The organism is Parabacteroides sp. D25 (genome assembly GCF_000307475.1).
Lineage (GTDB): Bacteria > Bacteroidota > Bacteroidia > Bacteroidales > Tannerellaceae > Parabacteroides > Parabacteroides distasonis.
The window spans coordinates 551,327-577,063 of the sequence record NZ_JH976500.1; the positions used below are offsets into that span (position 1 = coordinate 551,327).

Genomic DNA, 25,737 nt, shown 5'->3' on the forward strand with positions numbered 1-25,737 from the left:
CTATTCTTTTTCGCGAAGATAATAAATTGCCCGTTCGAAATCCGTCTTCGCCATCTGTGCGTTTAGTTTGGATTGTATATAATTAACCTGAGCTTGCTGATGATATAATTGAGCGTTGATAACCTCGACGATGGAAACATTCCCCTCCTTATAACGCTCCATGGCCATTTGCTCACTTTCGGATGCTTTTGATAATGAGCTCTCGGTTAGTTCGACTTTATCGATAGCTTGTTTATAGTTGTAATGGGCGGTTTGTATTTCCAGCCGGATCTTATCTTGCGTCTTGCTGAGATTCTGTTGAGCCATATTGATGGCGTACGAGGAAGCGTTGCGGGTACTCTTACGTTTTCCCCATTCGAAGAGCGGGATACTGAGCTTGGCGTAGATCGCATAGTTCGGATCTAGGTCGGATTTGAAGTTATAGCCCGGTGAGGAATAACTTCCATCTACTCCAATATGGAATTGGGGTAAGAAATGGGCATCCGCTATTTTCCGGGATGATTCCTGTAACTCGATCTTGTTTTTGGCGATCCGGTATTCCGGCCTGCTGGTTATCGCATTATCTATCTCATCCGATAAAGGGATAAATTGTTTGAGGGCGATTACGGAATGATCGATCGGCAAGGTATCGCTCGGGTTTACACCAGCGAAAGAATTAAGGGCCAAACGTGCGATCTCGGCGTTATCACGAGTTTGCAATAACTGGAAATCTGCATCGTTTAGCTTTACCTCCGCCATAAGAAGATCGTTTCGATCGATGTATTCGACTTCTACCCGGTGGCGTACGACGTCCACCAGTTGCTGTATGGATGTACGAAATGCCTGTGCCACGAAAACCAGCTCGTGCTGGGCTACCGCATTCCAATAGTAGATATCGGCGTCGTGTAGGGTATTGCTTTTTATACGATCGGATTCATTGGATGCCAACTCTTTTTCTTGTCGTGCTTTTTGGTAGTTGGCACGAATGCCGCCTCCGGTATAAATCGGTTGCGAGAGGGAGAGAGTCGCCCCATATTTCAGATCTTTACCTTGAAAATAAAGGGGGGAATTCATAGATGGCAAATCAATCGATAATTCTAGCGGATTACCGGTATAATTGAAATTACCTTCCGCCGAGAGTTTCGGTTTGAAATCCGCACGGGCCGATTTGATCATTTCCTGTTTCATGGCCTCGTTGTATCCCGCTGCTTTCAAGTCTTGGTTGTATTCCAAGACTTTTTCCCTATATTGCGCTTGATAATCGCTGTTTTGTGCGATTAACGGGAAGGATAGGAAGGATAAGAGACCGCTGATAATATATACTTTGTCCATTTTTATCGTTTATTTGTGAGGTGAATGAATCCGGTAAAACAATGCGTATAACGTCGGGGTTACGAATAACGTAAGTAAGGTGGCGAAGGTGAGTCCGAAGATAATAGTCGCCGCCATTCCACCGAACGCTACGTCGAAAAGTAAAGGCACCATTCCTAAAATAGTCGTGGTAGCCGCCATCAAGACCGGGCGAGTCCTTGAGATGGTTGCCTCTATGATCGAGTCGTATGGAGAGATACCGTTACGACGTTGCGTGTTAATCTCGTCTAATAATACGATTACGTTTTTGATAATCATACCCAAGAGCCCCAACCATCCGGCGATCGGGAAAAAGCCGAAATCGAACCCGGTAAGTAACATACCGATCGCTACCCCGATTAAGGAGAGAGGGAGCACGCAAAGGATGATTATCGGTTGACGGAAATTGGAGAATAAAGCGACCAATATAACAACCAACATCAAGAAAGCCAGCGGGAAGAATTTGACAAGGGCTTGCAATCCCTCTGTCTGGTCTTTATATTGTGAATCCCAGAAGAAGCTATATCCTTGGGGCAGGTTCATTTTCTCGATCTCTTCCCGAATCTCACCGTGTACCTCAGACATGGTGTAACCGTTTTTCACGCCACACATCGCTGCCATAGACAATTGCCGGTTGTAGGTCTTGATCTGCGGATATTCCCATGCGGAGGTTACCTGTCGGGTTACTTGTGACAAGGGTGCGGATTTCTCTCCGTTCCACACCGAGAAATCACCTAATGAACGGGGATCGTCGATTCCGCTCTTCTCCGATTTCAATAAGACCGGGACTTTCTTTTCCTCATCCCGGTAAATCCCGATAACCGTACCTTCCTCGATGGATTTGACGGATTCCATCAAATTAGCCTTGGTGATACCTAAGAAACCGGCTTTTACCGGATCATATACCGGGCGTATCATATAGGTCATATTACCCCATTCATTCCGGGCATCGGTTACTTTCGGGTTCCTTCGCATAATGTCGATAGCTACTCCGGTCAAAGAGTCCAATACCGCCGGGTCCGGTCCGAGGAAACGGGCTTCTATCAAGGCTTCCGTAAGCGGGCTTAACTCAAACTTGTTCACCTTGATGAGCGGTTCCGGATATTTTAAGCGAATTGAGTCTTGTAGCAAGGCATGCAATTCCCGGGCCTCTCCGGATGTCTTGCATTTTACCAATAATTGGGCATAGTTTGGTTGGGGACCGAAGCTAACGTTCGATAGATAATAACGGGGCGGTGTCCGTCCGATATAAGAGGAAACCATTTCCGTCTGCGAATATTCTTGGATGGATTCGGCCATATCGGTAGCGTATCGATCGGTTTCCTCGATGGCTGTACCTTCCGGTAGCCACATATCTAAAGTGAAATACTGCTTATCGAGCGAAGGCACGAACACTTTCGGGATAAACTGGAAACTCCATGCGGAGATAACCAATAGAACGGATAAGCTACCTACTGTAGCGTATCGGTATTTGATGACAAGGCGTAGGGAAGACCGAAAATAATCATAGTATTTTCCAGAGAATAATTCCCCTGTTAACTCGTCCGGTCTGGGGCGCCGTACAAACTCTTGGATGAAGAATGGGGTTTGCGTAAGTGCGAACACCCAGCTGAACATCAAGGATACTCCGATCACGATCACTAAGGATGAAAGTAATTCGCCCGTGATATGCGGTGAATAGTAAATGGGCAAGAACGTGAGGATCGCGATAGCCGTAGCCGCCAGTAGAGGCAGGGCGGTGGATGAGCAAGCCCTCATGATCGCGATACGTTTGCGCATGCCTCGTTGCATATTTACCAAGGCAGAGTCCGATACTACGATGGCGTTATCTACCAACATACCCATCGCGATGATGATAGCGGCAAGAGACATTCGTTGCAAGGCGATCCCGTTGGCGAACATGACAATTAAAGTGGCGAAGATAGAGAAAACCAATCCGCTACCGATCAAAAGGCCGTTTTTGAAACCGATAAAGAACAATAAGATCGCTACTACGGTCACGACGGAGATGATCAAGTTCAAGATAAATCCTTGGTTGGCCACGGCGGACTCATATCCTTGGTCGTATATGGAGGTGAGCTCAAAACCCTTGGGCATGGTCTCCGAAAATGATTGAATACGCTTTTTCACGGCCTTGGCCATATCGACCACGTTCCCGGTCGGTATGGTAGAGATAGCGATACCGACCGCTTGCTTGTTATTGATGCGCATGAAGTTTTGGGGCGGAGTCTGGTAACCCTCTTCGATACGGGCGATATCGCCTAGCCGGAAATGCTCGCCGGAATGAGATACGATCGTAAGGTTACGGATATCATCCAAGGAGTAAAAATTACCGGTGGATTCGATACGTATGCGAGTCTCCCCGTTGCGAATACTCCCGGCGTCTACCACTTTATTCTGTCCGTCGAACGCCCGTTTGATATCAGCTGTCGTAATACCCCGATTGGATAAGATCGTGGGGTTTATCCGGATATCGATTACGGGAGTTTGTATGCCGTAGATCTCTACCTTTGCCACGTCTTTTACTTTCAGTAAATCGTCTTTGATCAGTTTGGCTTGATCTTCCAGTTCCCGGTAGGTATAAGATTCTCCGGTCAATCCGTAGAAAACACCCAATACATCGCCAAAATCATCATTGACGATGGAGGTTCCCGCTCCGGAAGGTAATTTGCCTTGTACGTCGTTTACCTTTCGGCGTAGTTTATCCCATAACTGCTGCATCTCATCAGCCCGGATTTCCTTTTTCACGTAGACCGTGATTTTGGAAAGTCCAGCCCGGTTCTCTGTCTTCAGATAGTATAACTCGCCTAAGGATTGAATGGCTTCTTCCAGCACATCCGTCACTTGGGACTGAACTTCCGAGGGGGAGGCGCCGGGATAAGGGGTAAGTACCAAGGCTTGCTTGATCGTAAACGGGGCATCTTCCAGTTTTCCCATCTTTGCGTAAGAGAACAGCCCCCCTGCCAAGATCAGGACTAGCAGGAGCCATGTAACCGCTTTGTTTTTCAGGAAATATTTGATGAATTTTTGCATCTTACTTATTTTTGGATGGTTACGGTACTATTTTCGGAAAGGAAACGTTGCCTTGTCAATACGACAAGGTCATTTTCCGTGATTCCTTCCACGATCTCTATCTGGTTATTTCTTTGCTCACCGAGTTTGACGGGAACGGAGTTAACCTTGTCTCCTTTAACCACCCATACATAATCTCCTTTTTGGGGGCGATGACAGATAGCCGTTAAGGGAAGCCATAGATTTTGAGACCGCTCTTCTTTGGGTAGGTCGATCGAGAGGATTCCACTCATTCCGCCCAGCCATTCCATATCGGGGTTGGGGATAATGGCGGTCAGTAGATAAGAGAGGTTATTGTTTGTCGTACTTTTAGACACATATAAATTGGAAGGGGTGATTGTCCGTTCGGGAGCCGTATCGAAATGGATTCCTATTTGACATAGCTTCTGTTTTTCTTTATCATATAAGTGTAAGGCGACTTCCTCTGGTATATAGGTCTCGATCTTCAGCCTGTCCAGTTCTATGAAGGTAAGGATTGGCTCGGTCGCTTTCACGTCTTGGAAAGGTTCGATATGGATATTTTGGATATACCCGTCGTAAGGGGCGCTCAGATGGGTATCGCTTAGGGCGTTGACGGCGGTCTCGTAATTGGATTTGGCGACAAGGAAATCCGCTTTCGCCTTCTCATAATTACTTCCGGAGATGTTATTCTTTTTGTAAAGGGCCTCGATCCGTTTATACTCTTGGTTGGTTTGCGAGTAGAGCGCCTCTGTTTGCTGCTTGCGAATCAAGAAGTCACGGTTATCGATCGAGAGGATCGTGCTGCCTTTGGAGAACGCTTGTCCGGGCCGTAAGTCGAAATTCAAGACGGGGCCATTGATGCGGAAAGATAGGACTGTCTCATTATAGGGCCTTGATAAAAAGGTGTATTCACGACTTCTGTCGGTCTCTGTCTTTTTTATTGGAGAGATAACCTCGACAGGTAAGTTCGTGCCTTCGGACTTTGTGTTCTTTTGGCATGCCGATAAAAGGATGCCCAGAAGCAGGATGTATGAAATTCTTCTCATAAGATATACCTAGTTATTTGTTACCGGGCAAAAATAGAGGCAATAGGTGAGGGAATAAGGCGGATTTTTACTGAACCGGAAGATACCGTCGCTCAACTGGAAAATAGACCGGCCCAACTTTAATTTATAACGAGGCGTGCGATCGATGCCTTACACCGATGGATTGTAGTCGTAATATTTACTGCAACCTGCCTCGCGGCATTACTGCAACACGTCTTGCAGTTTTACTGCAACCCACGTGCAGTGACACTGCAAGCCTTGTGCAGTAGTACTGCAACCCGGGTTGCAGTGAAAGACAAACCGGGGATGGGGTGAATAAGCTTCCATGGTTCCGCTTTTTTTATGTACTTTTGCGGACAAAAAGAGAAAGTGATGACATTGCCTTCAGAAGAGCATATATTCCAGTATCCGGGACAAGGGCGGATCGAGGTGATTTGCGGTTCCATGTTTTCCGGTAAGACGGAGGAGCTTATCCGCCGTTTGAAGCGGGCTGAATTCGCCAAGCAGCGGGTGGAGATTTTCAAGCCTGCGATCGATACCCGCTATTCGCAGGATAACGTGGTCTCGCACGATAGTAATTCGATTCCTTCTACTCCGGTGGATTCTTCCTCCAGTATCCTATTGTTCACTTCCGAGATCGATGTGGTGGGGATAGACGAGGCCCAGTTTTTCGACGAGGGATTGGTAAACGTATGCAATCAATTGGCCGCTAACGGTATCCGGGTGATCGTGGCCGGGTTGGACATGGACTATAAGGGAGTTCCTTTCGGTCCTATGCCGGAGTTATGCGCTATCGCCGATGAGGTGACGAAAGTGCATGCCATCTGCGTGAAATGCGGACGTTTGGCTTACGTATCCCATCGTATCGTGGGAAATGATAAACGGGTCTTCTTAGGGGAACAATCCGAATACGAGCCTTTATGCCGGGAATGTTATGCGAAGGCTGAAGGTTTGAAGAATTGATTATTTATCCCTACATTTGTGAAATTAATAGTTTTGCGTTATATAAAGTATGAAAGAAAACGAAATGGTGTTCGGCATTCGTGCCGTGATTGAGGCTATACAGGCTGATAAGGAGGTAGATAAGATCCTTGTGAAAAGGGATTTACAAGGGGATCTATCCAAAGAGTTATTTGAGGTACTGAGAGGCCGTGAGATACCGGTACAACGTGTTCCGGCTGAACGCTTGGATCGTTTGACTCGAAAGAATCATCAGGGGGTGATCGCTTTTATGTCGGCGGTTACCTACCAGAGCTTGGAAGATATCATTCCTTTTGTGTATGAGCAAGGAAAAGATCCTTTCATCGTATTGCTGGATGGGGTTACGGACGTGCGTAATTTCGGCGCTATTGCCCGTACCTGCGAGTGTGCGGGAGTCGATACGATCGTGATTCCGGCAAAAGGAAGCGTTTCGGTAAACGCCGACGCGATCAAGACCTCTGCCGGTGCCTTGCATGTATTGCCGGTTTGTAAGGAGAAGAGTATCAACCAAGCGATCCGTTTCTTGCAGCAAAGCGGGGTGAAGGTATTTGCCGCCAGCGAGAAAGCGGCGGAGAATTATACGGCGGTGAAGTATGAAGGACCGGTAGCGATCGTGATGGGAGCGGAGGATACGGGTGTGTCTCCGGAGAACTTGCGCATCTGCGATAATATGGTAAAGATTCCGCAATTCGGAACGATCGGCTCCTTGAATGTATCTGTAGCCACTTCCATTCTGGTGTACGAGGTGGTTCGCCAACGTATGAACGAGCAACAATAATAATATGTATATAAACTAAAGAAGAAAATGAAGAAAGTTATCGCTACAAAAAACGCTCCCGCCGCTATCGGTCCGTATAGCCAAGCGGTGCAAGTAGGTAATATGCTGTTCGCTTCCGGACAACTGGGTATCGATCCTGCTACGGGACTTTTCGTTGAGGGATCCGTAAAGGAACAAACCGCCCAAGCGTTCAAGAATGTTCACGCTATCTTGGCAGAGGCAGGTTATAGCATCAATGATGTCGTAAAAACAACCGTATTTTTAGCGGATATGGGCGACTTCGCCGTTATGAACGAGGTATACGCCTCTCAGTTCGAAGGTGCGTTTCCCGCACGTTCGGCGGTAGCCGTTAAGACACTGCCGAAGAATGGTTTGGTAGAGATCGAGGTGATCGCCGTGAAAGAATAATCATAAGGAATAACGAGAGTAGTCTCATCGCTTGTCGAGACTACTCTCGTTATCCATCAAGACTACTCCCGTGATACGATGCGACTACTCTCGTAATTCATCGATACAGCTAATCTCAAAAGCCTATTATCTTCTTTTTCTGGGAGCGGGATTCATGTCACCCCTCTGTCCGAATAATTTCTCAATCAAATCCTTTCGTCCCATCTTTTGCAATACTTGCATGATCTGACGGCGTGACTCGGGTTTATACCAGAAGAAGAACTGGCGTTGTGCCAACTTTTGTTCTTTTGAGCGGGCCGTATATACTTTCTCCAACGTATAAGGATGATATCCGGTATAATACATCTCCGTAGCCAATGTCATCGGCGTAGGCGTGAAGTCTTGTACTTGCTCCAACTGGAAATGCAAGCTCTTGGTGATCACCGCCAGCTCCGCCATATCCGCCTCGGTACATCCCGGATGGCTGGAAATGAAATAGGGGATGAGTTGCTGGTTCAACCCGTATTGCCGGTTTACCTTATCGAATATCTTCTTGAACTGTCCGAATTGCGAGAAAGACGGTTTACGCATTTGTTTCAACACCTCGTCTTGCGTATGCTCCGGGGCCACTTTCAAACGGCCGGATACGTGGCGGGCGATTAATTCCTCGGTATAGGTTTGAGCTGCCTTGTTTAAAGACTCATCCGCATAACGGTGCAATAACAGGTCATAGCGTACACCGCTTCCGATAAACGACTTCTTGATCTCGGGAAGTCTATCTACCGCTTTGTAGATATCCAGTAGCGGCGTATGGTCCGCGTTCAAGTTCTTGCAAACGACGGGGGAGATACAAGACGGTTTCTTGCATTTGGCGCAAATTCGCTCATCTTTCCCCTTCATACGGTACATATTGGCGGAAGGGCCTCCCAAATCGCTTAGATATCCTTTGAAATCGGGCATTTCGGTAATCGCTTTCACTTCCTTCAAGATCGATTCCTTGCTTCGGGAGGCGATGAACTTCCCTTGATGCGCCGATATGGTACAGAACGCGCATCCTCCGAAACAACCCCGGTGGATATTCACCGAGAACTTGATCATCTCGAAAGCCGGTATCACTTTCCCTTTGTATTTGGGATGCGGCAAGCGGGTATAGGGAAGGTCGTAGGAAGCATCTATCTCCGCTTCCGTCATTGGAGGGAAGGGAGGATTCACTACGATCACCTGTTTTCCTACCTTTTGCAAGATACGTGAGGCATTGTATTTGTTGGATTCCTCTTCTATATACCGGAAATTCTTCGCTTGTTTCAATTTATCTTTTAGGCATTCCTCATGTGAGAAGAGCACGATATCGTCGTCTTTCGCATCCTCTTTGTCTGCCAGATAAACCGTTTGGCGGATGTTCTTGATCTCGTTGAAAGGAATGCCGGACTTTAGGCGGCGCACCAATTCCTTGATCGGCTTCTCGCCCATGCCGTAAATCAATAAATCGGCCGGGCTACTGGCAAGGATTCCCGGTAATAGCTTATCTTGCCAATAATCGTAATGCGTAAGCCGGCGTAATGAGGCCTCGATGCTACCCAATACGACGGGGACATCCGGATACAATTCTTTCAGTATTTTAGTATAGACGATGCTCGGATAGTCCGGACGCATTCCCGGACGTTGGTCCGGCGTATAGGCGTCGTCGCTGCGTAATCGCTTATTGGCAGTATAATGGTTGATCATTGAATCCATGGCACCGGCGGATACACCGAAGAAAAGCCGGGGAACGCCGAGCTTCTTGAAATCCCGGTAATCTCCCCGCCAATCCGGTTGCGGTACGATCGCTACCCGTAATCCTTCCGCTTCCAATACACGACCGATCACGGCCGCCCCGAAAGAGGGGTGATCCACATAGGCGTCTCCCGAGAAAAGGATCACGTCGAGGTAACCCCATCCCCGTGCCTCGACTTCTTTCTTCGTCGTGGGCAACCAATTGTCTAGTTTAAATGTTTTCATAATACAAAGGTACGTGATAATCTTGGAATAATCATAGAGACGCTATTCATAACTTTTATTTATGGGGGATTCGTTTTTATGATTAGGACAAGAGTTCTCAATCTCGTATCTTTGTGTCGAAAAGAAAAATAAACATTTAAAAACAAGGTTTCTTATGAAAACACTCACAGACGAGAAGCTGACGATTGTCGGCGCAGCAGGTATGATCGGTTCTAATATGGCACAGACCGCTATTATGATGGGACTAACTTCTAACATTTGTTTGTACGACCCTTACGCACCGGGTTTGGAGGGAGTCGCCGAGGAATTATTCCATTGTGGTTTCGAGGGTGTAAACATCACTTTTACCTCAGACATCAAGGAGGCTTTGACGGGCGCTAAATATATCGTTAACTCCGGTGGTGCCGCAAGAAAGGCAGGTATGACCCGTGAGGATCTCCTAAAAGGAAACGCCGCTATCGCCGAGGAGTTCGGCAAGAACGTAAAGGCTTATTGCCCGGACGTAAAGCATATCGTGGTTATTTTTAACCCGGCGGATATTACCGGTTTGATTACCTTATTGTATTCCGGCTTGAAACCTTCTCAGGTTACGACGTTGGCCGCATTGGATTCAACTCGTTTACGCAGTGAGTTGGCAAAACATTTCGGTATCTCTATGGATCAGGTTGAGAATTGTCGTACGTATGGCGGTCATGGCGAGCAAATGGCTGTTTTCGCCTCTACCGCTAAGGTGGATGGCAAGCCTTTGACGGAACTTATCGGTACGGATGCCTTGACGAAAGATCAATGGGCGGAGATACAAACCAAGGTTACGAAGGGTGGCGCTAACATTATCGCTTTGCGGGGCCGTTCTTCCTTCCAAAGCCCGTCATATGTATCTATCGAGATGATCGCAGCTGCGATGGGTGGTAAACCGTTCCGTTGGCCGGCTGGCGCTTATGTATCAAACGGTAAGTTCGATCATATCATGATGGCTTGGGAGACCTCAATTACGAAAGACGGCGTAGCGTTGAAAGAGGTGCACGGTACACCGGAAGAAGAGGCTGCCTTGGAGAAGAGCTACAAGCACCTTTGCGCTTTACGTGACGAGGTGATCGCTATGGGCGTGCTTCCCGCTATTTCCGAATGGCATAAATTGAATCCGAATATCAAATGATCGAATAACAAGTCATTTAGATTTTCACGGATATATGAAATCCCCGCTTAGATGGCTTCGTGCCGGAAAGCGGGGATTCTTGTTTTATTTTATCTTTAGTCCGGGGATCAGGGGCGTGCTATCTACCAGCTCCAACTCTTGCACCATCTGTAATGTTCCTTGTTTGTATTTCTGGAAATGGGGCGTTTGGATATGGCTTTTATAAGCGTCTTGATCTGCGTAAATCTCTAGGATGGTTACTTTATTTGGATGTTCTTTCTCCGATACGGCATACAGTGTAAGAACACCCGGCTCTAGACGCATGGAAGCCTCGATCTCTTCTTCCAGAAAGGCGTTATAACGCTCCAACTGGGCGGGATCGACCGTGATCTTGGATAGGCGGACTAAGTTCTTCTTTGGGGCGGGCTGAGAGGATTCCTTAATGATTTTCAACGCTTTGATAGCGGAAGGGAAGCCGATATAAGGAAGACATTGTATAACCGCCGCCGTTAAGGTCTCCTTGCTATTGCCGGCCAGTAAGTTCCCTTCGAGATGCGAGTGTAGTTGGCTTTCGGCTTCAAGGGTCGTTAGTATGCAATAAGCCAGTAACTCCCGGGTTTTCAGGTCTAGCCCGTTGCGAGTATAGATATCTCCGAAGCAGAATTCGGTGAGGAATCGCTCTACTTCCGGACCCATATTTCCCGGGACGTTCCTCATGGCCTCTTTGATTCCCTCGCCGTAAAGCCGGCTTTGTATGGCTTGTCCTTTCTCGTGGCGATCTTCTTCCGTAACGGTAGCTTGTCTCTCCAGAGGCAAAGCGATGCCTTGTTGCTTAAAGACTTCGTTGATGGTATTTAAGGCATTCAATGTCTTCGGGAAACCGATAAACGGAGCGCATAGGTATATCGCCTCCCGTAGCTCGATGGGAGTGACGCCTACGTTTAGCGCCGCTTTGGCGTGGGCGTTCAGTTGGGGCAAGGTTTGCATCGTGGCTAATATGGTGCAAGTGATAAGCTCCCGGGTCTTTTTATCAAGATCTCCTGTGCGGAATACCTCCCCGAAGATGAATTTCTGGAGAATGTCCATCATTTCCGGATCTGTTCCTTGTCCGGTCAATGCCTCGCCTCCGAATAGCTCGGTGTAATTCTTTTTACAGCGTTCGATTCTGTCCATATTTTGTTCTGTTTTAGAAGTTGGGATATCTTGTGCGAAGGCTGGTATGAAGCCTAGCAGGAAGAGTGCGATTGCTTTTGTTTTCATGAGGATATCGTTATTGTTTGACATCACAAAGATATTCGGATTTATCTCAAGTATATGTATATATATTACGGATCTTTGTATCAAAATTACCGTTCGTAAACGGAGCTGATCCGGATGACAGCCGGGGTTGAGCAAACGAATAAAGCGCCTGCGATTCCCTTGCGGGAGACACAGACGCTTTCGTTCAAATAAATATTCTTATAAAGTACGATCCGGATATAAGGCTTTCCACCATTCCGGCTCGTCTTTCAGCCATTTGGCGAACCATGCGTAGATGGTATTTTGCCAGCCTATACGTTTCTGATAGCCTACGATACCATGATTCTCGCCATCCACCTGCACGAACTCCACGGTTTTCCCTAGGATCTTCAAGGCGGCGAACATCTGGATACTTTCCCCGATGGGTACGTTCGTATCGGCGTTGCCGTGAAGCAACAGGAGCGGGGTCTTGATCTTATCGGCGTTGAACAACGGGCTTTGCTTGGTAAAGAACTCCGGGGCGTTCCAAGGATAAGTGCCGGCATTCGCTACGGAGCAATAGCCATATCCCCAATAACCTTCTCCCCAATAGCTACTCAACGCGCTAATACCGGCATGGCTGATAGCGGCGGCGAAAATGTCCGTACGGGTTTGTAGGTATTGTGTCATGAATCCGCCGTAGCTGGCACCGATGCAACCGATCTTCTTCTCGTTCACGAAAGAATGCTCCTTGCAGAACAGCTTGGTACCTTGGATGATCTCATCGGCGGTCTTCAGGCCCCATGCGTTCACATGGCGGGCGGCGAATTCCTGTCCGAAGCCCGTCGTTCCGCTAGGGTTCAAGGTGTAGACCACGTATCCGAGAGCGGCGTACATATGCATGGAATAACGCATCTCCAGCGCACGGTTCGTCGGGGAAGTACCGCCATAGTAATAAACGATCATCGGATATTTCTTATTCGGATCGAAATGAGGCGGCAGGTAATAACGGCCTTGGATAGTCGTACCGTCATCCGACTTGAAGTTCCAGTCGTGTACCTCGCCCAAGGCGATATCTTTTAATTTATCTTGCGAGAGATCATACACCAAGCGGTTCTTTCCACCTTTCAGGTCGTAAGCGTAAAGGCGGTTGGCGTTGGACGCGCTCTGTCCGTAATAGAAGAGAACCGGAGCGTTGTCGGCCAACGCATACGACATGATAATATCCTCGGAGGCGGCTACTTGCTTGATCTTCCCGTTTGCCGGATCGCACGTATAGATCCGTTGGTAATCCTCATCCTCACAGAGGATATAGATTTGCCCGTTGAAGCGGTTCCATACGGCATCGATCACGTTCGGATTGAAATCCTTGGTGAGAGGGGAGACTTTACGGCTTGCCAGATCGTATAGGAATAACTGCCCGTCGTATGAGTTGGAGATCTGTCCTTGCTTGATATTTCGTCCGATCCCGTCGAAAGCGTCGCCTGCCCCGGCTACCAATAACTGTTTACCGTCGGGCGAGAAGGCGGCTTGGTTTACGTACGGGGCTTTCTCCCAGATCGTATCGATCGCCATGGTCTGCAAATCCAATTTATAAAGGGAGTTGCGGGAGTGCGGTAAGGAGGTGTACACCCGGTCGCTGGTGCTGAACAATAGATAGCGGCTATCAGCGCTGATATCATTGATATAAGTGTCCGTATGCCCGAAAGTAAGTTGCTCGTACAAACCTGTTTTTAAGTCATACCGCCAGATAAAGGAGCGGTCACGGAAACCCGGGATACGGTCTGCCGGCTCTAATACACGGATCAAGTCCGTCCCTTCCTTGGGACCTTCCTCTTCTACGGTATAGAGAAGCGTGGACTCATCGGGGGTGAATACGAACCGCCCTTTCGGAAGGTTCGGGACTAATACCGTTTGTTGGTAGGTCGCCGGATCTACGGTTACCAACTCCGTACCGTCCAGACCGGTGCGGGTGTAATACAATCGATTGCTTTTAGGCATCCATTTGGCGGTTGTCAAGAAACTTCCGTCTTGCAATAAGACCCGTCCCGTAGCGGCATCCATCAATTGCCCGTACGATTCGCTCTTGCTCTCCGGGAACCGGTTGACGTATTTTACCAAGGCATACTTTCCGTTCGGGGAGACACTTACGCCTTGGAAATCCTTTCCTTCTAGGATATTCAGAAGGGTGTAGCGTTTCTCCGGGTTCAAGGAAGCTACGACTTTCGCTTCCGCCTCGCTCTTGAAGGTAGCCTTTAGGCTGGGAGGACAAGTGTCTGTTTCCGCTGTCAGGTATTTAACGACTACTTGATAGCGGCGGGGTTCCATCACCAACTCGGAGGAGGCTCCGACCGGTTTATCATTGACGAATACTTCGAACGCCCCGGGACCCGATATATCGAGCGTGCCTTTTACGTATCGGTCGCTGTTCAAGAAGAAAGAGAATAGATGCAGGGCATATCCTTTTCGCGGGGCAGCGAAGGTGATTGCGCCTGCCGTGTCAGCGTCGAGTACCGTGGCGTTCGCAAGCGTTTGCTCGAACGGTAAGGTCGCTTTTAATAGATTCTTCGCCTCGAAAGGCTTGCCGTTTACGTTGAGGCTGTCCGCTAGGATCGGCTTGTTGACCGTGAACGGGCCTGCGTGCTGGAATTGCGTTACTTTCACGTCTTCCATGGCGTAAAGCGAAAGGGCGGAAAGAAGCAATGCCGGAATTAAGTTAGTTTTTCTGTCCATATATAATTAGTTTAGGATAAACGTTTTCCGCAAACGATGTAAAGCTGTTCGGTATCCTCTACGACGAGCGGAAGAAGATAAGGCTCCATCAATGCCGCCACCTCTCGGGCCGGGGGCAAGGGCAGCGATAATCGATCGGCGTGCCGATGGTGGTGCGTATTGATCTTTTCCTTGCTCTCGCTGTGGCAGATAACCAATTTACCGCCGGGCGCGAGCAAGCCGCTCATATGCTCGATCAACCGTTCCGGCCGCATGAAATGCGGGTAAGCGCTATATAGGATAATATAGTCGAATCCTTTCCCCTCGTAGCTCATAGCGTCCTCTTGGAGGAACTCGATGAGCGGATGATCCGGATATTTCATGCGTGCTTTCTCGATCATTTGGCCCGCTATATCGATAGCTACGATTTGGCGGGGTTCGTACGGCAGCAGGTAACTTTCCAATATCCCCGTGCCGCAACCGACATCGAGGATGCGGGCGTTCTGCCGCAGGTTGGTACGATCCAATATCGTCCGGATCTTTCCCGGATCATGTACGCAGACAGCGTCCCAGCGTTCCGCCATCGTATCAAAAAAAGTCTCTATTTGATTCATGATAATTGTCCTTCCCATAGAAAACAATCGCTGAACAGGGATTGTTCCTTGAAATGGGTTGGTTTTTCGAACAAACCGAACACGGACGATCCGGAGCCGGACATGGCGGCATATAAGGCGCCTCCCTCGTATAAGGTATCCTTGATCCGCTCGATCACGGGATGTCTCGGGAATACGCTTCGCTCGAAATCGTTCACCATCCGCTCTTTCCATTCGGATACCGGTAGCCGGATGATCTCTTTCAAGGAGGTCTCGGGCGCGGCGGGTGTTACCATTGAATAGGCTTCGGGGGTGGAGACGGCTACATCCGGTTTTACCAAGCATAGATAATAATCCTTCAAGGACAAGTCCACGGGCTCGAATTGGTTTCCCGTGCCGGTCGCGAATACCGGCGTGTTACGGATAAAAAACGGGCAATCGGCTCCGATGGTGGACGCTATCGCCTCCAACTCATCCGGGTGAATATCCAAACCGCAGAAATCATTGACCAGCTTCAACATAAAAGCGGCATCGGCGGAACCTCCTCCAAGCCCGGCGCCAAAAGGTATCGCTTTCAACAAATGGATCTCTAGCGGGGGAATCTCGTATCTCGTCTTTAGGGCGTTCAGTGCTTTTATGACGAGGTTCTTCTCTTGGGGAGCGTCTACCGGGATTCCGGTTTGCGTGAAACAGGTCCGATCCGAGGCGACGATCTCGAGGGCATCCCTCACGGGGATCGGATAGAAGATGGTCTCTATATTATGATAACCGTCCGGACGTTTGCTTACCACGTTCAGACCTAGGTTTATCTTGGCATTCGGGAAACAGATCATAGTATTTAATGTTTGTTTTATGTGATACGCGAAGATAAGAAGATATCCTTATAAACGTTCTGTTTTATCGGGTGAACTATATATGGCTTTAATAAGGGGCCCACGATGGGCATCACGCGTAAAAGAGTAGGTTTGACGTTTTGACATTCTGTAATCTAAACTCCCGGAGAAGCGTTTTTTCCGGGCTAAGGTATGCCTTGCTTCCGAAAATGGCATAGAATAATAGCATCTGGTTGTCTTGTAGTGTTTTATGGAAATAGGCCTTTTTATTCTAGCGAGATTAATTCATCGTATCTCATATTTTTAGGTGAAAATAGCCATTTTATACGGGTGTATCGATCAATTCTATAGGATGCGAGGGCTGTTTCTTCCGTATGTATCGCCTAATACATACGGTTGCGTTACCTAATACATACGGTCGTGTTGCCTAATACAGCCTTTTGTGTTACCTAACTCTATTACTTTTGAGTCCAAACAGGGGTATTTAGGCAAGAAAAAGAGGGAAAACGTATGATTTCATCATAGGTCTCTCCCTCTTTTTCTCTATTTGTAAAAAGGTCTTGACATCGTTATTCTGTTATTTCGATCATAATGTCAAGATTATCTCATTTTCGCTTACGGTCTCTATAATCGATACTTATTTATCCTTTATGATTTCATGGAGCATGGCAACCTTTTCTTGCTCGGCCTTTAGTAATCGTTCGTAAAGCTCGACTATTTTATCGATGGGATTGAATGTTTGATTTTGAATGCTTCCGGCTGCAGTTGCGTTATCTTGCCATGTGCCAGAATAAATATTGATAAGCGCTCCTTCATTAAGCTCCGTGATCGCCTCTATCGGAATGTCCAAAGCTTTAGTTATCTTTTCCAATACTTCAGGTTCCAATTCGTCTTTTTTCTCGTAGCCAGATAAGGTGGCTTGTGATACCCCTATTTTGTCGGCTAGCACTTCTTGTTTGATGCCTCTCCATTCTCTCCAACGTTTTAAGTTGGCTCCATGACTATTTCTTCTGGTAAATGTTGTTTCCATGTCTGTTCTTATTGATCCTGTCACAAAAATAAGTATTAAATCTGAGTTATCTTACTATTGTATCAGATATCCAGAGCAACCGCACCTAATTTTATTTATAGCTACAAATTACGATGGGCATTGTTACCGGCCGTAAATACGTAGTCAGATATATCATTTATCCCTGTCATCTAATAATATTAGTCGTGACATTGATATTTTATCAGGGGGATTGATGGTATATCAGCAGGCGGTAAGCTTATTTTGTCTGCGAATGATAAACACAGAAATCAATGGAAACTCAAAATCAATATCCTCAAAGGGATTATTCCGAGATAATTAGCTTAGCCCATCAAGTAATTGATCTGCCGGTAAGGAAGGCGCAGATGTTATTGAAGAATCTGGATTTATGTATGATCACTTATACGTGGAATGACGTAAGCCAGATTACATTGGAAGTCGTGTTCAAAACCTCCACGCTCACTTGCCTTTTTAATCAAAACGATATTTGTGAAGCTGTATATCTATTCTTAACTGATAATAAGGATCTAATGAAATATATAAGCCACTGCGTTAAGACCTATACATATGATTTCCTTTTGGATGGCTGGACCACGGATAAATGCCACATTTCAATATGCCGTTCCGAAAATCAAGGGTGTTTTTTATTAATATTACCGCTAAAAAAGATTTTATGAATAAGGCATATTGTAGTTGTTTCGCTACTCCTCTTTTTCAAACGAACTTTTTGTGTGTTCCAATGACGATGGTTTTCAGTTATCAAAAAGAAAGGCGCTGTAAATCAAGTTTACAGCGCCTTCCATTTATTTAGGGTTATGAGCTTTATTAAGGCTCCGCGATCATCTCTTTAGCGATTATCTCGGCCTCGGCTTTATCGGCGTCCTTTTGGATGTTCGGCAATTCAAGGCCGTAGCCTTTGATCCGGTCCTCACGTTTCAACATCAAGGCGATGAAGAGGGCGAGCACGCCGAAGCAGGTGAAGACTGCCATCGGTATCGTATAGTCGTAAGCCGGTTTGCCCGTACCATTGTCGATCTTGCAATACGTATCCAATATCCAGCCGATTAATAAGGGAACCATACTCAGACCGATATTCTGTACCCAGAAAATCAAGGCATAAGCCGTGCCTAATTGCTTCTCCGGGATAATCTTCGGAACAGATGGCCACATCGCCGATGGGACCAAGGAGAAAGCGATACCCAATACGATCATCACGATCGTGGCGAACCACCACTGATTCAAGATCGGAAGCGTGAATAATAAATGCACGCCGATCAACATCAAGGCGCCAAAGATCATGATCGTCGCCCCTTTACCCTTGCGGTCGTATAAATTACCGAAGAACGGAGTCAGAAGAATCGTGCCGAAAGGTAAGATAGCCGGGATATTTCCCGCCAACTCCGGATCTACGTTATATTTATTGACCATCAAGTCCGTAGCGTATTTCAAGAAGGGGAATACGGCCGAATAGAATAATACGCAAAGCAGAGCGATCAACCAGAAACCCTTATTGGTAACGATCAATAAGATATCTTTCAAACGGAAAGGCTCTTCCTCCTCGGCTTGCTCGATAGCGTCCATCGAAGCGTCCAGCTTGCGATCCATCACGCAAAATACGAGGAAGGCGATCAAACCGATACACAACATACAAAGACAAAGCAAGATAGGAGCGGAGATGCTACCGAAGTACTTGGCGGCGGGAACCGTGATAGATAAAGCCAAGGCCGTACCCAAACGAGCCGTAGCCATCTCCAAGCCCATAGCCAACGCCATCTCTTTTCCCTTGAACCACCGTACGATAATCTTAGATACCGTGATACCGGCGGTCTCCACGCCGACACCGAAGATCGCGTATCCGAGGGCGGCCACCATCACTTGCGCTTTCCATCCGAAAAGCTCTCCTTCCATCGTAAACGCATCCGAGATGGCGTAATATTTAATGGAACAACCGATAATCATCAAGATACAGGAAGCGACACCCGTGAAACGGACACCCATCTTATCCAGAACGATACCACCAATGATCAACATGAAGAGAAATACGTTGAACCAGCCGTAAGCGCTGGTGAACCAACCATATTCCGTACTCGTCCAGCTTAGCTGTTCTTCCAACATCGGTTTAAGCGGAGCCATTACATCCGTAAGGAAGTATCCGCAAAGCATCGTGAATGCCGCCAAAGCGAGTACACTCCAGCGTGCGACTTTCGAGTCGCTTAGTTTCTGATGAATTTTTTCTATCATGATATTTGTTTTATAGAGTTATATTATTTGTATTCGTCTTCTTTCATGAACAAGGGGAGAGCGTCCGCTACGATAAACGTACTGCCTCCGATAAAGATCAGGTCGTTCTCACGAGCCCTTCTTAACGCTTTCTCGACAGCGTCTTGCACCGTATCGCAAAGGGTACCGGACAGTCCGTGACGCATGGCTTTCACGGCGAAATCCTCTACGGGCATCGCTCTCTCCACGGAGGCTTGCGTGAAGAAATAAAAAGCGTCTTGCGGCATCAAGGATAATACGCCATCGATATCCTTGTCGTTTACCATGCCGATGATCATATAGATTTGCCCGCAATATTGACGCAAGACTTTCAGATGCTCCGCTAGGTGCTCCCAGCCTCCTACATTATGCCCCGTGTCGCAAATGACGGTCGGTTTGGATCGCAAGGTTTGCCAACGTCCCATCAATCCCGTCAGTTTCGTTACGTGGGCGAAACCCTCGTGTACCGCTTCCGGGATGATATCTACACCCAATTCCGTTCGTAATATATGGATGGCGGATAATACGGTGACAGCATTTCTTACCTGTACCTCACCGCCAAGTTCTCCTTGGATTTCTCCATATTCAACGGAAGGGAAGAACCATTTGCCACCGACCGTCAGCCTGCACTCGTCTTTTACCATGTCCATTCGTTGGGCGTAGTAGAAAGGTGCGCCAACTTCTTCCGCCTTGTTTTTGAAAACGTCGTAAACCGATTGTTTCTCGGCTTCCCCAAGAAGTGCCGGTACGCCTTTCTTGATAATGCCGGCTTTCTCCGCCGCTATCTTCTCCTCCGTATCTCCCAAGAATTGCGTATGATCCAGACTGATATTCGTGATAATACTCAAGATCGGAGTGATAATGTTCGTACTGTCCAAACGACCGCCAAGCCCGACCTCGATAACCGCGTAATCTACCTGCTGGTCGCGGAAATACTCAAAAGCCATGCTGGACGTTAACTCGAAGAAAGAAGGATGGAGAGGCTCGAAGAAAGAACGATGACGCTCGACGAAATCAACCACGTAATCTTGGGAGATCTTTTTCCCGTTCACCCGGATGCGTTCCCGGAAGTCCACTAAGTGGGGAGAGGTATAAAGCCCGACCTTGAAACCGGATTGCCGGAGAATGGCCGCCAATAGATGGCTGACCGAGCCTTTGCCGTTTGTCCCGGCTACATGGATGGTCTTATAGGCTTTATGCGGATTTCCCAGATAATCATCTAGGGCGATACTTGTACCAAGACCGGGTTTGTAAGCGGAAGCTCCGCTGTGTTGGAAGACCGGGATGCTGGTATATAGATAGTGTAGCGTTTCCTCGTATGTCATGTTTTTGTAAATTAGATGCTACAAATGTAGTTAATTTTATTTATACCTTTGCGACTCGTTTATAAAAAGGAGAGAAAAAGAAAATGGAAACACGACGTATAACCTATACGCCTCAAGGAGGTGTTTGTTCTAAGTTGATGGTGATCGACGCGAAGGATGGCGTGATCGAGAATGTGCAGATTGTAGGAGGTTGCCACGGTAACGGGCAAGGCATGTGCGCCTTATTGAAAGGTATGCGCATCGAAGACGCTATCGGTCGTTTGTCTGGCATCGATTGTCATGGAAGGGGAACTTCATGCCCGGACCAGATGGCACAGGCATTGAAGCAATTCAATCAATGATCAGTTTATATCCGATTCCCCGGATATTCAAAATCTTGATAGACTCGTCTTTCGATAACTTATGACGTAGCTTGGTGATAAAGACATGCAGGCTGCGTGCGTTGAAGAAAGAATCATCCCCCCAAAGGTCTATCAAGATCCCTTTCATCGGTAATACTTGGTCCTTATTGTCGCAAAGGCGCTTCAATATCTCGGATTCCCGGTTGCTGAGGAGTTGTTTCTCTCCCCGGTAGACCAATGTCTGCGTGATGGAATCGAACGTATAAAGCCCGATACGGAAAGAGGTGGCTTCCGGTCTTTGGACGGACACCTTATGCAGTAACGCCTTGATGCGCACGATCAATTCCGCCATGCCGAAAGGCTTTTTCAAGTAATCGTTGCCGCCCAGCTCGAAGCCCTCTACCACGTCGTTGGCCGCGGAACGGGCCGATAGGAATAGGACAGGGGTATGCGTATCCGTCTTACGGATCAACTTGACCATCGTGAAACCATCCATCTTAGGCATCATGATATCCGCTACGATAATATCCGGCTTGATCTCCGCGTAACGGGAGAGGCCCTCCTCGCCATTCGCAGCTAGGGTGATATCGAACTCGTTCCCATCCAGCGTATCCTTGATGATCATGGCCAATGTAGGCTCGTCTTCTACTAGTAGTACTTTTATCTTTTCCATATTTGATACTTTATTTTCGGATTATTATTTAAAATGCAGGGTAAAGGTGGAGCCTTTGCCGGGGACGCTTTCCACACGGGCTGTTCCTCCATGTTTACCCATCATGTCTTTTACGTAATATAATCCTAGGCCATAACCTTTCACGTTGTGGATATTCCCGCTGGGAACCCGGAAGAACTTGTCGAATATCTGCCGCTGGTTGGCTTCGCTGATACCCGGGCCGTTATCGGTTATGGAGATTGTCGTTTCGTGATTGTCTTGCCGGGCTGTCGCTTCGATGCGGCAAGGTTCCTTGTCGGCGTATTTGATCGCGTTATCGATAAGGTTGCTCAACATATTATATAGGTGGGTACGATCGGCCACCAATTCTATATCCTCGGGGATGGAGCAAGTAAACTCCACGGGTTTGCTCGCTTTCAGTTTGTATTGCTCGATGAGGGAGTTCACCAACTCGTTTAATGAGATGGTTTCGGGGCGCAAGCGGAAGGTACTGCGGTTCTCTACGGCGAGTGTCAAGATTTGTTCCACCAATCCGGTAAGATGGATAAGTTGGTCTTTAACGATCGTCAGGTATTTCTTCTGTTTCTCGTTGACGGGATCGCTAAAGTTCAATAATGCGTCTACGGCGGCATAGCTGACGCTGATCGGGGTTTTCAGCTCATGCGTCATATTGTTGGTGAAATCGGTCTTCAATTCTTCCACGGTCTTTTGCTTTAAGATGGTGCGGAGTAAGTATATGAAAGCGCAAATGATCAGCAAAAGTAATAGGAAGGAGGAGATCAGGATGCCTTTCATCTGGGTGAGTATCACGCTGGCCGGCGATTTGAGGAACAGGCGATATTGTAACGTGCTCTCGTTATGGAGCGGGTAATCGAAATGCACGGGGTTTTTCCACGTAGTGAATCGTTCCGGCTTGTCCAGATGCATCCAACCCTTCTCGTCCCCGTTGTTTGGTTTATAAATCGTTACCAGCTCATGTTCCGTTACGATGTTTCTTGCCTCCAGCTCCGAGGTTAATAATTTGTTGTAGGTCTTGAAATCAATTGGTTTTATAGAATCTATATTTGCGTGCATCGCTTGCTGCACCATGTCCTCCACCTCGCCGATTACATATAGGTAATCCGTTAGGGTAGAGTCTATCGAGCTAAAGTCCTCCTCATCCCCGTAATCGATATGTAGTTTCATGTGTGAGTCGGGATTTGCCGTCTTGAAGATATCTTCCCGGTTAAGGTCAGGATCTTCTTTCTGCGGATGGATCGAAGCTTTTGCGTCCATCTTCTGCTTATTAGACGGATCTAGCTCTGAGCTGAAGTACACATCTTGGGTTTGAGGTCCCAGCGCTCCCTGTTCTTTTTTGATAGATCGGATGCGCAGGAACAACTCCTTATAGTCGGCGATCTTCATCGCTTCCTCTATATTGATCTCCATCTGTTTATATAATGTATCATATAAACCTTTCAGCCAGTATCCTTGGAAAACCAAAAGCCCGGCCAGCGATAGGACGATCAACAAAGCGATTAACTTAAAACGAAGTCTGATGTTCATGAAGTCTCTTTATGCTTATAATCGAATTGATCGCTAAAAATAGACAATTTTATTACATGAACTTTTAATACGCAAGATAAACTTTATGCGGGCGCTTGTAAATATTTACTAAGGATGCCCATCAACGCCCCAATATCAATCGGTTTAGCCAAATGATAATTCATGCCCGCTTTGATAGCGTTTGTCACGTCTTCGGAAAAAGCGTTGGCGGTCATGGCTATAATTGGCATATGTGCGATATCCCTTCGTTGGAGGGAACGAATCTGCCGGGTCGCCTCATAACCGTCCATGATAGGCATCTGGATATCCATCAGTATTATCTGGTAAAATCCTTCTTCCGATTGGGCGACTTTATGTACGGCGTCGAGCCCATTTATCGCCGTATCGATAGTGATACCGGTGCTGCCGATGATCTCTACGGCGATCTCACGATTTAACTCGTTATCCTCCACCAGCAAGATGCGCTTGCCGGAATAATCGACGTTTGATAACTTGAATGGGCGGATCGGTTCCGGCTGGTCTCCTTCGTCAAGGAAAGATCTCAATACTTGGAGTAGCTTGGACTTATAGAGAGGCTTGGTGATGAATCCATTGGCCTTAACCTCCTTAGCCTCTGCCTCATATTCCTCAAGATCGTATGCGGAGAGAATGATGATCGGTACGTCCGCTCCCACGAAACGTCTGATTTGCCGGGTTGTTTCAATGCCGTTCATTTGAGGCATCTTCAAGTCAATGATCACGGCGAAATACTCTTTCTCCGCTAAATGATGCTGTCGTACTTTTTCTATAGCTTCGCTACCTGAATATACGCATTCACTGTTTATCCCGATCTCTCGCAAACAGCTAGACGTGTTTAGACAAGCGATCTTATCATCATCTACCACAAGAACCTCTAAACCTTCTACCTCTATCTTATCATCGGGCTTCTGATCCCGACAAACCAATGGCATGTCGATGGTGAAGCGGGAACCTTTGCCATATTCACTCTCCACCTTGATATCTCCTCCCATCATCTGAATGATCTTATGGCTGATCGACATCCCGAGGCCAGTGCCTTGTATCCTCTTGATCTCATCATCGCTCGCACGCTCGAAAGGCTCGAAAATCTTATCCAGAAACTCCGGTTTCATACCTCTTCCGTTATCCTCAAACACGAATTGATAATTTCCGATGCCGTTATGAGGGTCCTTCTCGTAGATTTCTATCGTGATTCGCCCATTCTCTGGCGTATACTTAATTGCGTTCGAGAGGATATTCATCAATACCTGTTTGATACGCTGCGTATCGCCTTTTACATTCTCATGCCTAAGGTTCTTGACGTGTATATTTAAAGTTTGTTGTTTGTTTTTGATCTCCGGTTGCATCATAACGACCAAGTCTTGCAAGAGCTCACCCACATTGAACTCATCCTCCGAAAGAATTAACCTGCCACTTTCGATCTTGGACATATCGAGAACCTCATTAATCAGACTCAATAATAATTTAGAGGCTCCATTGATTTTTTCCATACAATCTAATATTCTTTCACGTTCATCTACATGGGCTTTGGCTATAGTCGCCATTCCCATGATGGCGTTCATGGGTGTACGGATATCGTGGCTCATGCGGGCGAGAAAATCAGATTTGGCTTGGTTGGCTTGTTCCGCCGACTTTAGTGCTTCTTTAAGTTGCTTTGACTGTTTCTCCAGTTTCTTTTGCAACTCCCTCTGTTCGGTAATGTCGGTGATATTGATGTAAACGATAAGATAGATAGGCTCGTCACCTTCCCAGCCGATACATTCCCCGTTCAACTGTAGCCAAGCGCCGTTGCCGTTTTTGTCTTTCGACTGGATAACGAAATGTACAGGTTCCCCTTTTAGCATACAGGGGATATGTGCGTTCATCGTATTACGGCTTGTTTCATCTAAACGGGAGAAAGGACTGAAAGATAAAAAAGAATTTTTATCGATACCAGAGAAGTCCATATATTTATCATTTGCCTCCAGCAATGTAAAACTGCCGTCTTTATGTACCTTATGCTTGGATATGAAGCCGGGGATATTATCATAAGTGATCGTTTGCTCGATCCGCCTTCGCATTACGTCCTCTACATCGGTCATTACCGTATAGGAGATAGGGATGCCGTCTTGTAGTTGGTCGGTAAACGTTGAGGTGATTTTAGTCCATCTTTTCCCTTTTCTCGTTGGCATCTGGATAACGGTTTCGTAACCGCTGGCTTTATTAGCTATCGTCTCGTAAACATTCTTGGATAATATATTCCAAGCTTCATCATAACCTTTAAAATACAAATCGGGTTTATTGTGGAAAAGAGCTTCATATTCTTCTTTGGGGTAACCTATCATATCGTAATAGAAGTCATTTGCCCATAAAAGTGTGAAATGCTCATCCAATAAATGTTTGCTGACGCTAGCTCCCGTAAGCCCCATCAATAAGTTGTATTCTAGATCCGTCTCTCGCCCTTCCATCGTATGTCTTTTTATATTATTCTACAAAAGTAAAAATTATAAAAGGTACCCTTGAA

At 47.0% G+C, this 25,737-nt stretch carries 19 protein-coding genes; 5 read left to right on the forward strand and 14 right to left on the reverse strand.

Annotation, left to right across the window (positions count from 1 at the left end):
* From HMPREF0999_RS02165 to HMPREF0999_RS02175, 3 genes are read right to left on the reverse strand one after another with little or no spacing between them, the layout of a single operon-like run.
* On the reverse strand, positions 1-1,311 hold the full coding sequence (locus HMPREF0999_RS02165; RefSeq protein ID WP_005857609.1) for a TolC family protein: 1,311 nt from the start codon (positions 1,309-1,311) through the stop codon (positions 1-3).
* A 9-nt stretch (positions 1,312-1,320) separates the two neighbouring features.
* Positions 1,321-4,362: an efflux RND transporter permease subunit gene (locus HMPREF0999_RS02170; protein ID WP_009275063.1), complete on the reverse strand. Its 3,042-nt coding sequence runs from the start codon at positions 4,360-4,362 to the stop codon at positions 1,321-1,323.
* A 5-nt stretch (positions 4,363-4,367) separates the two neighbouring features.
* Complete coding sequence (locus HMPREF0999_RS02175; RefSeq protein WP_009275064.1) at positions 4,368-5,408, reverse strand: efflux RND transporter periplasmic adaptor subunit; 1,041 nt, start codon at positions 5,406-5,408, stop codon at positions 4,368-4,370.
* Between the two features lie 372 nt (positions 5,409-5,780).
* Here HMPREF0999_RS02175 and HMPREF0999_RS02180 point away from each other — a divergent pair, with 372 nt between their 5' ends.
* Genes HMPREF0999_RS02180 through HMPREF0999_RS02190 form a run of 3 tightly spaced genes read left to right on the forward strand, consistent with a single transcriptional unit; the run spans position 5,781 to position 7,575 of the window.
* A complete protein-coding gene (locus HMPREF0999_RS02180; RefSeq protein ID WP_009275066.1) occupies positions 5,781-6,371 on the forward strand; it encodes a thymidine kinase in 591 nt (196 codons plus the stop codon).
* Positions 6,372-6,420: 49 nt separating this feature from the next.
* Positions 6,421-7,167 (forward strand): 23S rRNA (guanosine(2251)-2'-O)-methyltransferase RlmB, encoded by a 747-nt coding sequence (rlmB, locus tag HMPREF0999_RS02185; protein WP_008779732.1) that lies wholly within the window; start codon positions 6,421-6,423, stop codon positions 7,165-7,167.
* 27 nt (positions 7,168-7,194) lie between these two features.
* Positions 7,195-7,575: a RidA family protein gene (locus HMPREF0999_RS02190; protein ID WP_005862903.1), complete on the forward strand. Its 381-nt coding sequence runs from the start codon at positions 7,195-7,197 to the stop codon at positions 7,573-7,575.
* Positions 7,576-7,701: 126 nt separating this feature from the next.
* Here the strand turns inward: HMPREF0999_RS02190 and HMPREF0999_RS02195 are convergent, their stop codons facing one another.
* Positions 7,702-9,552: a YgiQ family radical SAM protein gene (locus HMPREF0999_RS02195; RefSeq protein WP_008779733.1), complete on the reverse strand. Its 1,851-nt coding sequence runs from the start codon at positions 9,550-9,552 to the stop codon at positions 7,702-7,704.
* Positions 9,553-9,706: 154 nt separating this feature from the next.
* On the opposite strand from HMPREF0999_RS02195, the gene HMPREF0999_RS02200 reads away from it, so the two are divergent.
* Positions 9,707-10,708, forward strand: coding sequence for a malate dehydrogenase (locus HMPREF0999_RS02200; protein WP_005857595.1), 1,002 nt, complete (start codon positions 9,707-9,709; stop codon positions 10,706-10,708).
* A gap of 84 nt (positions 10,709-10,792) precedes the next feature.
* On the opposite strand, the gene HMPREF0999_RS02205 is transcribed toward HMPREF0999_RS02200, so the two are convergent.
* The 7 genes from HMPREF0999_RS02205 to HMPREF0999_RS02240 all read right to left on the reverse strand — a co-directional run bounded on the left by HMPREF0999_RS02205 (position 10,793) and on the right by HMPREF0999_RS02240 (position 20,657).
* On the reverse strand, positions 10,793-11,947 hold the full coding sequence (locus tag HMPREF0999_RS02205; RefSeq protein ID WP_009275068.1) for a carboxymuconolactone decarboxylase family protein: 1,155 nt from the start codon (positions 11,945-11,947) through the stop codon (positions 10,793-10,795).
* Between the two features lie 198 nt (positions 11,948-12,145).
* A complete protein-coding gene (locus HMPREF0999_RS02210; RefSeq protein ID WP_009275069.1) occupies positions 12,146-14,638 on the reverse strand; it encodes a S9 family peptidase in 2,493 nt (830 codons plus the stop codon).
* An 11-nt stretch (positions 14,639-14,649) separates the two neighbouring features.
* Positions 14,650-15,231, reverse strand: a complete 582-nt coding sequence (locus HMPREF0999_RS02215) for a class I SAM-dependent methyltransferase (RefSeq protein WP_005857587.1) — start codon at positions 15,229-15,231, stop codon at positions 14,650-14,652.
* A complete protein-coding gene (gene ispE / locus HMPREF0999_RS02220; RefSeq protein ID WP_008779736.1) occupies positions 15,228-16,043 on the reverse strand; it encodes a 4-(cytidine 5'-diphospho)-2-C-methyl-D-erythritol kinase in 816 nt (271 codons plus the stop codon). Before ispE ends, HMPREF0999_RS02215 begins: the two co-directional genes overlap by 4 nt.
* A 637-nt stretch (positions 16,044-16,680) precedes the next feature.
* Positions 16,681-17,073 carry a helix-turn-helix domain-containing protein gene (locus HMPREF0999_RS02225; RefSeq protein ID WP_009275070.1) on the reverse strand — a complete coding sequence of 131 codons (393 nt, stop codon included), beginning with the start codon at positions 17,071-17,073 and terminating at the stop codon, positions 16,681-16,683.
* 825 nt (positions 17,074-17,898) lie between these two features.
* Complete coding sequence (locus tag HMPREF0999_RS02235) at positions 17,899-19,314, reverse strand: MFS transporter (RefSeq protein WP_005857578.1); 1,416 nt, start codon at positions 19,312-19,314, stop codon at positions 17,899-17,901.
* 23 nt (positions 19,315-19,337) lie between these two features.
* Positions 19,338-20,657, reverse strand: coding sequence for a bifunctional folylpolyglutamate synthase/dihydrofolate synthase (locus HMPREF0999_RS02240; RefSeq protein WP_009275072.1), 1,320 nt, complete (start codon positions 20,655-20,657; stop codon positions 19,338-19,340).
* 83 nt (positions 20,658-20,740) lie between these two features.
* Here HMPREF0999_RS02240 and HMPREF0999_RS02245 point away from each other — a divergent pair, with 83 nt between their 5' ends.
* Positions 20,741-20,998, forward strand: coding sequence for a TIGR03905 family TSCPD domain-containing protein (locus HMPREF0999_RS02245; RefSeq protein ID WP_005857574.1), 258 nt, complete (start codon positions 20,741-20,743; stop codon positions 20,996-20,998).
* Here HMPREF0999_RS02245 and HMPREF0999_RS02250 read toward each other — a convergent pair.
* The 3 genes from HMPREF0999_RS02250 to HMPREF0999_RS02260 all read right to left on the reverse strand — a co-directional run bounded on the left by HMPREF0999_RS02250 (position 20,988) and on the right by HMPREF0999_RS02260 (position 25,681).
* Positions 20,988-21,671: a response regulator transcription factor gene (locus HMPREF0999_RS02250; protein ID WP_005857572.1), complete on the reverse strand. Its 684-nt coding sequence runs from the start codon at positions 21,669-21,671 to the stop codon at positions 20,988-20,990. The genes HMPREF0999_RS02245 and HMPREF0999_RS02250 overlap by 11 nt on opposite strands.
* A gap of 24 nt (positions 21,672-21,695) precedes the next feature.
* Positions 21,696-23,216 carry a sensor histidine kinase gene (locus HMPREF0999_RS02255; RefSeq protein ID WP_005857570.1) on the reverse strand — a complete coding sequence of 507 codons (1,521 nt, stop codon included), beginning with the start codon at positions 23,214-23,216 and terminating at the stop codon, positions 21,696-21,698.
* An 83-nt stretch (positions 23,217-23,299) separates the two neighbouring features.
* On the reverse strand, positions 23,300-25,681 hold the full coding sequence (locus tag HMPREF0999_RS02260) for a response regulator (RefSeq protein WP_005857568.1): 2,382 nt from the start codon (positions 25,679-25,681) through the stop codon (positions 23,300-23,302).
* Positions 25,682-25,737 lie beyond the last annotated feature (56 nt).

What these genes read in the sequence shown, in the direction of transcription:
- HMPREF0999_RS02175 (WP_009275064.1), bottom strand. Translation starts at nt 5,408, where the DNA reads ATGAGAAGAATTTCATACATCCTGCTTCTGGGCATCCTTTTATCGGCA.
- HMPREF0999_RS02260 (WP_005857568.1), bottom strand. Translation starts at nt 25,681, where the DNA reads ATGGAAGGGCGAGAGACGGATCTAGAATACAACTTATTGATGGGGCTT.
- HMPREF0999_RS02205 (WP_009275068.1), bottom strand. Translation starts at nt 11,947, where the DNA reads ATGAAAACAAAAGCAATCGCACTCTTCCTGCTAGGCTTCATACCAGCC.
- HMPREF0999_RS02250 (WP_005857572.1), bottom strand. Translation starts at nt 21,671, where the DNA reads ATGGAAAAGATAAAAGTACTACTAGTAGAAGACGAGCCTACATTGGCC.
- HMPREF0999_RS02215 (WP_005857587.1), bottom strand. Translation starts at nt 15,231, where the DNA reads ATGAATCAAATAGAGACTTTTTTTGATACGATGGCGGAACGCTGGGAC.
- HMPREF0999_RS02190 (WP_005862903.1), top strand. Translation starts at nt 7,195, where the DNA reads ATGAAGAAAGTTATCGCTACAAAAAACGCTCCCGCCGCTATCGGTCCG.
- HMPREF0999_RS02170 (WP_009275063.1), bottom strand. Translation starts at nt 4,362, where the DNA reads ATGCAAAAATTCATCAAATATTTCCTGAAAAACAAAGCGGTTACATGG.
- HMPREF0999_RS02200 (WP_005857595.1), top strand. Translation starts at nt 9,707, where the DNA reads ATGAAAACACTCACAGACGAGAAGCTGACGATTGTCGGCGCAGCAGGT.
- HMPREF0999_RS02235 (WP_005857578.1), bottom strand. Translation starts at nt 19,314, where the DNA reads ATGATAGAAAAAATTCATCAGAAACTAAGCGACTCGAAAGTCGCACGC.
- HMPREF0999_RS02180 (WP_009275066.1), top strand. Translation starts at nt 5,781, where the DNA reads ATGACATTGCCTTCAGAAGAGCATATATTCCAGTATCCGGGACAAGGG.
- HMPREF0999_RS02225 (WP_009275070.1), bottom strand. Translation starts at nt 17,073, where the DNA reads ATGGAAACAACATTTACCAGAAGAAATAGTCATGGAGCCAACTTAAAA.
- HMPREF0999_RS02210 (WP_009275069.1), bottom strand. Translation starts at nt 14,638, where the DNA reads ATGGACAGAAAAACTAACTTAATTCCGGCATTGCTTCTTTCCGCCCTT.
- HMPREF0999_RS02240 (WP_009275072.1), bottom strand. Translation starts at nt 20,657, where the DNA reads ATGACATACGAGGAAACGCTACACTATCTATATACCAGCATCCCGGTC.
- HMPREF0999_RS02255 (WP_005857570.1), bottom strand. Translation starts at nt 23,216, where the DNA reads ATGAACATCAGACTTCGTTTTAAGTTAATCGCTTTGTTGATCGTCCTA.
- HMPREF0999_RS02165 (WP_005857609.1), bottom strand. Translation starts at nt 1,311, where the DNA reads ATGGACAAAGTATATATTATCAGCGGTCTCTTATCCTTCCTATCCTTC.
- rlmB (WP_008779732.1), top strand. Translation starts at nt 6,421, where the DNA reads ATGAAAGAAAACGAAATGGTGTTCGGCATTCGTGCCGTGATTGAGGCT.
- ispE (WP_008779736.1), bottom strand. Translation starts at nt 16,043, where the DNA reads ATGATCTGTTTCCCGAATGCCAAGATAAACCTAGGTCTGAACGTGGTA.
- HMPREF0999_RS02245 (WP_005857574.1), top strand. Translation starts at nt 20,741, where the DNA reads ATGGAAACACGACGTATAACCTATACGCCTCAAGGAGGTGTTTGTTCT.
- HMPREF0999_RS02195 (WP_008779733.1), bottom strand. Translation starts at nt 9,552, where the DNA reads ATGAAAACATTTAAACTAGACAATTGGTTGCCCACGACGAAGAAAGAA.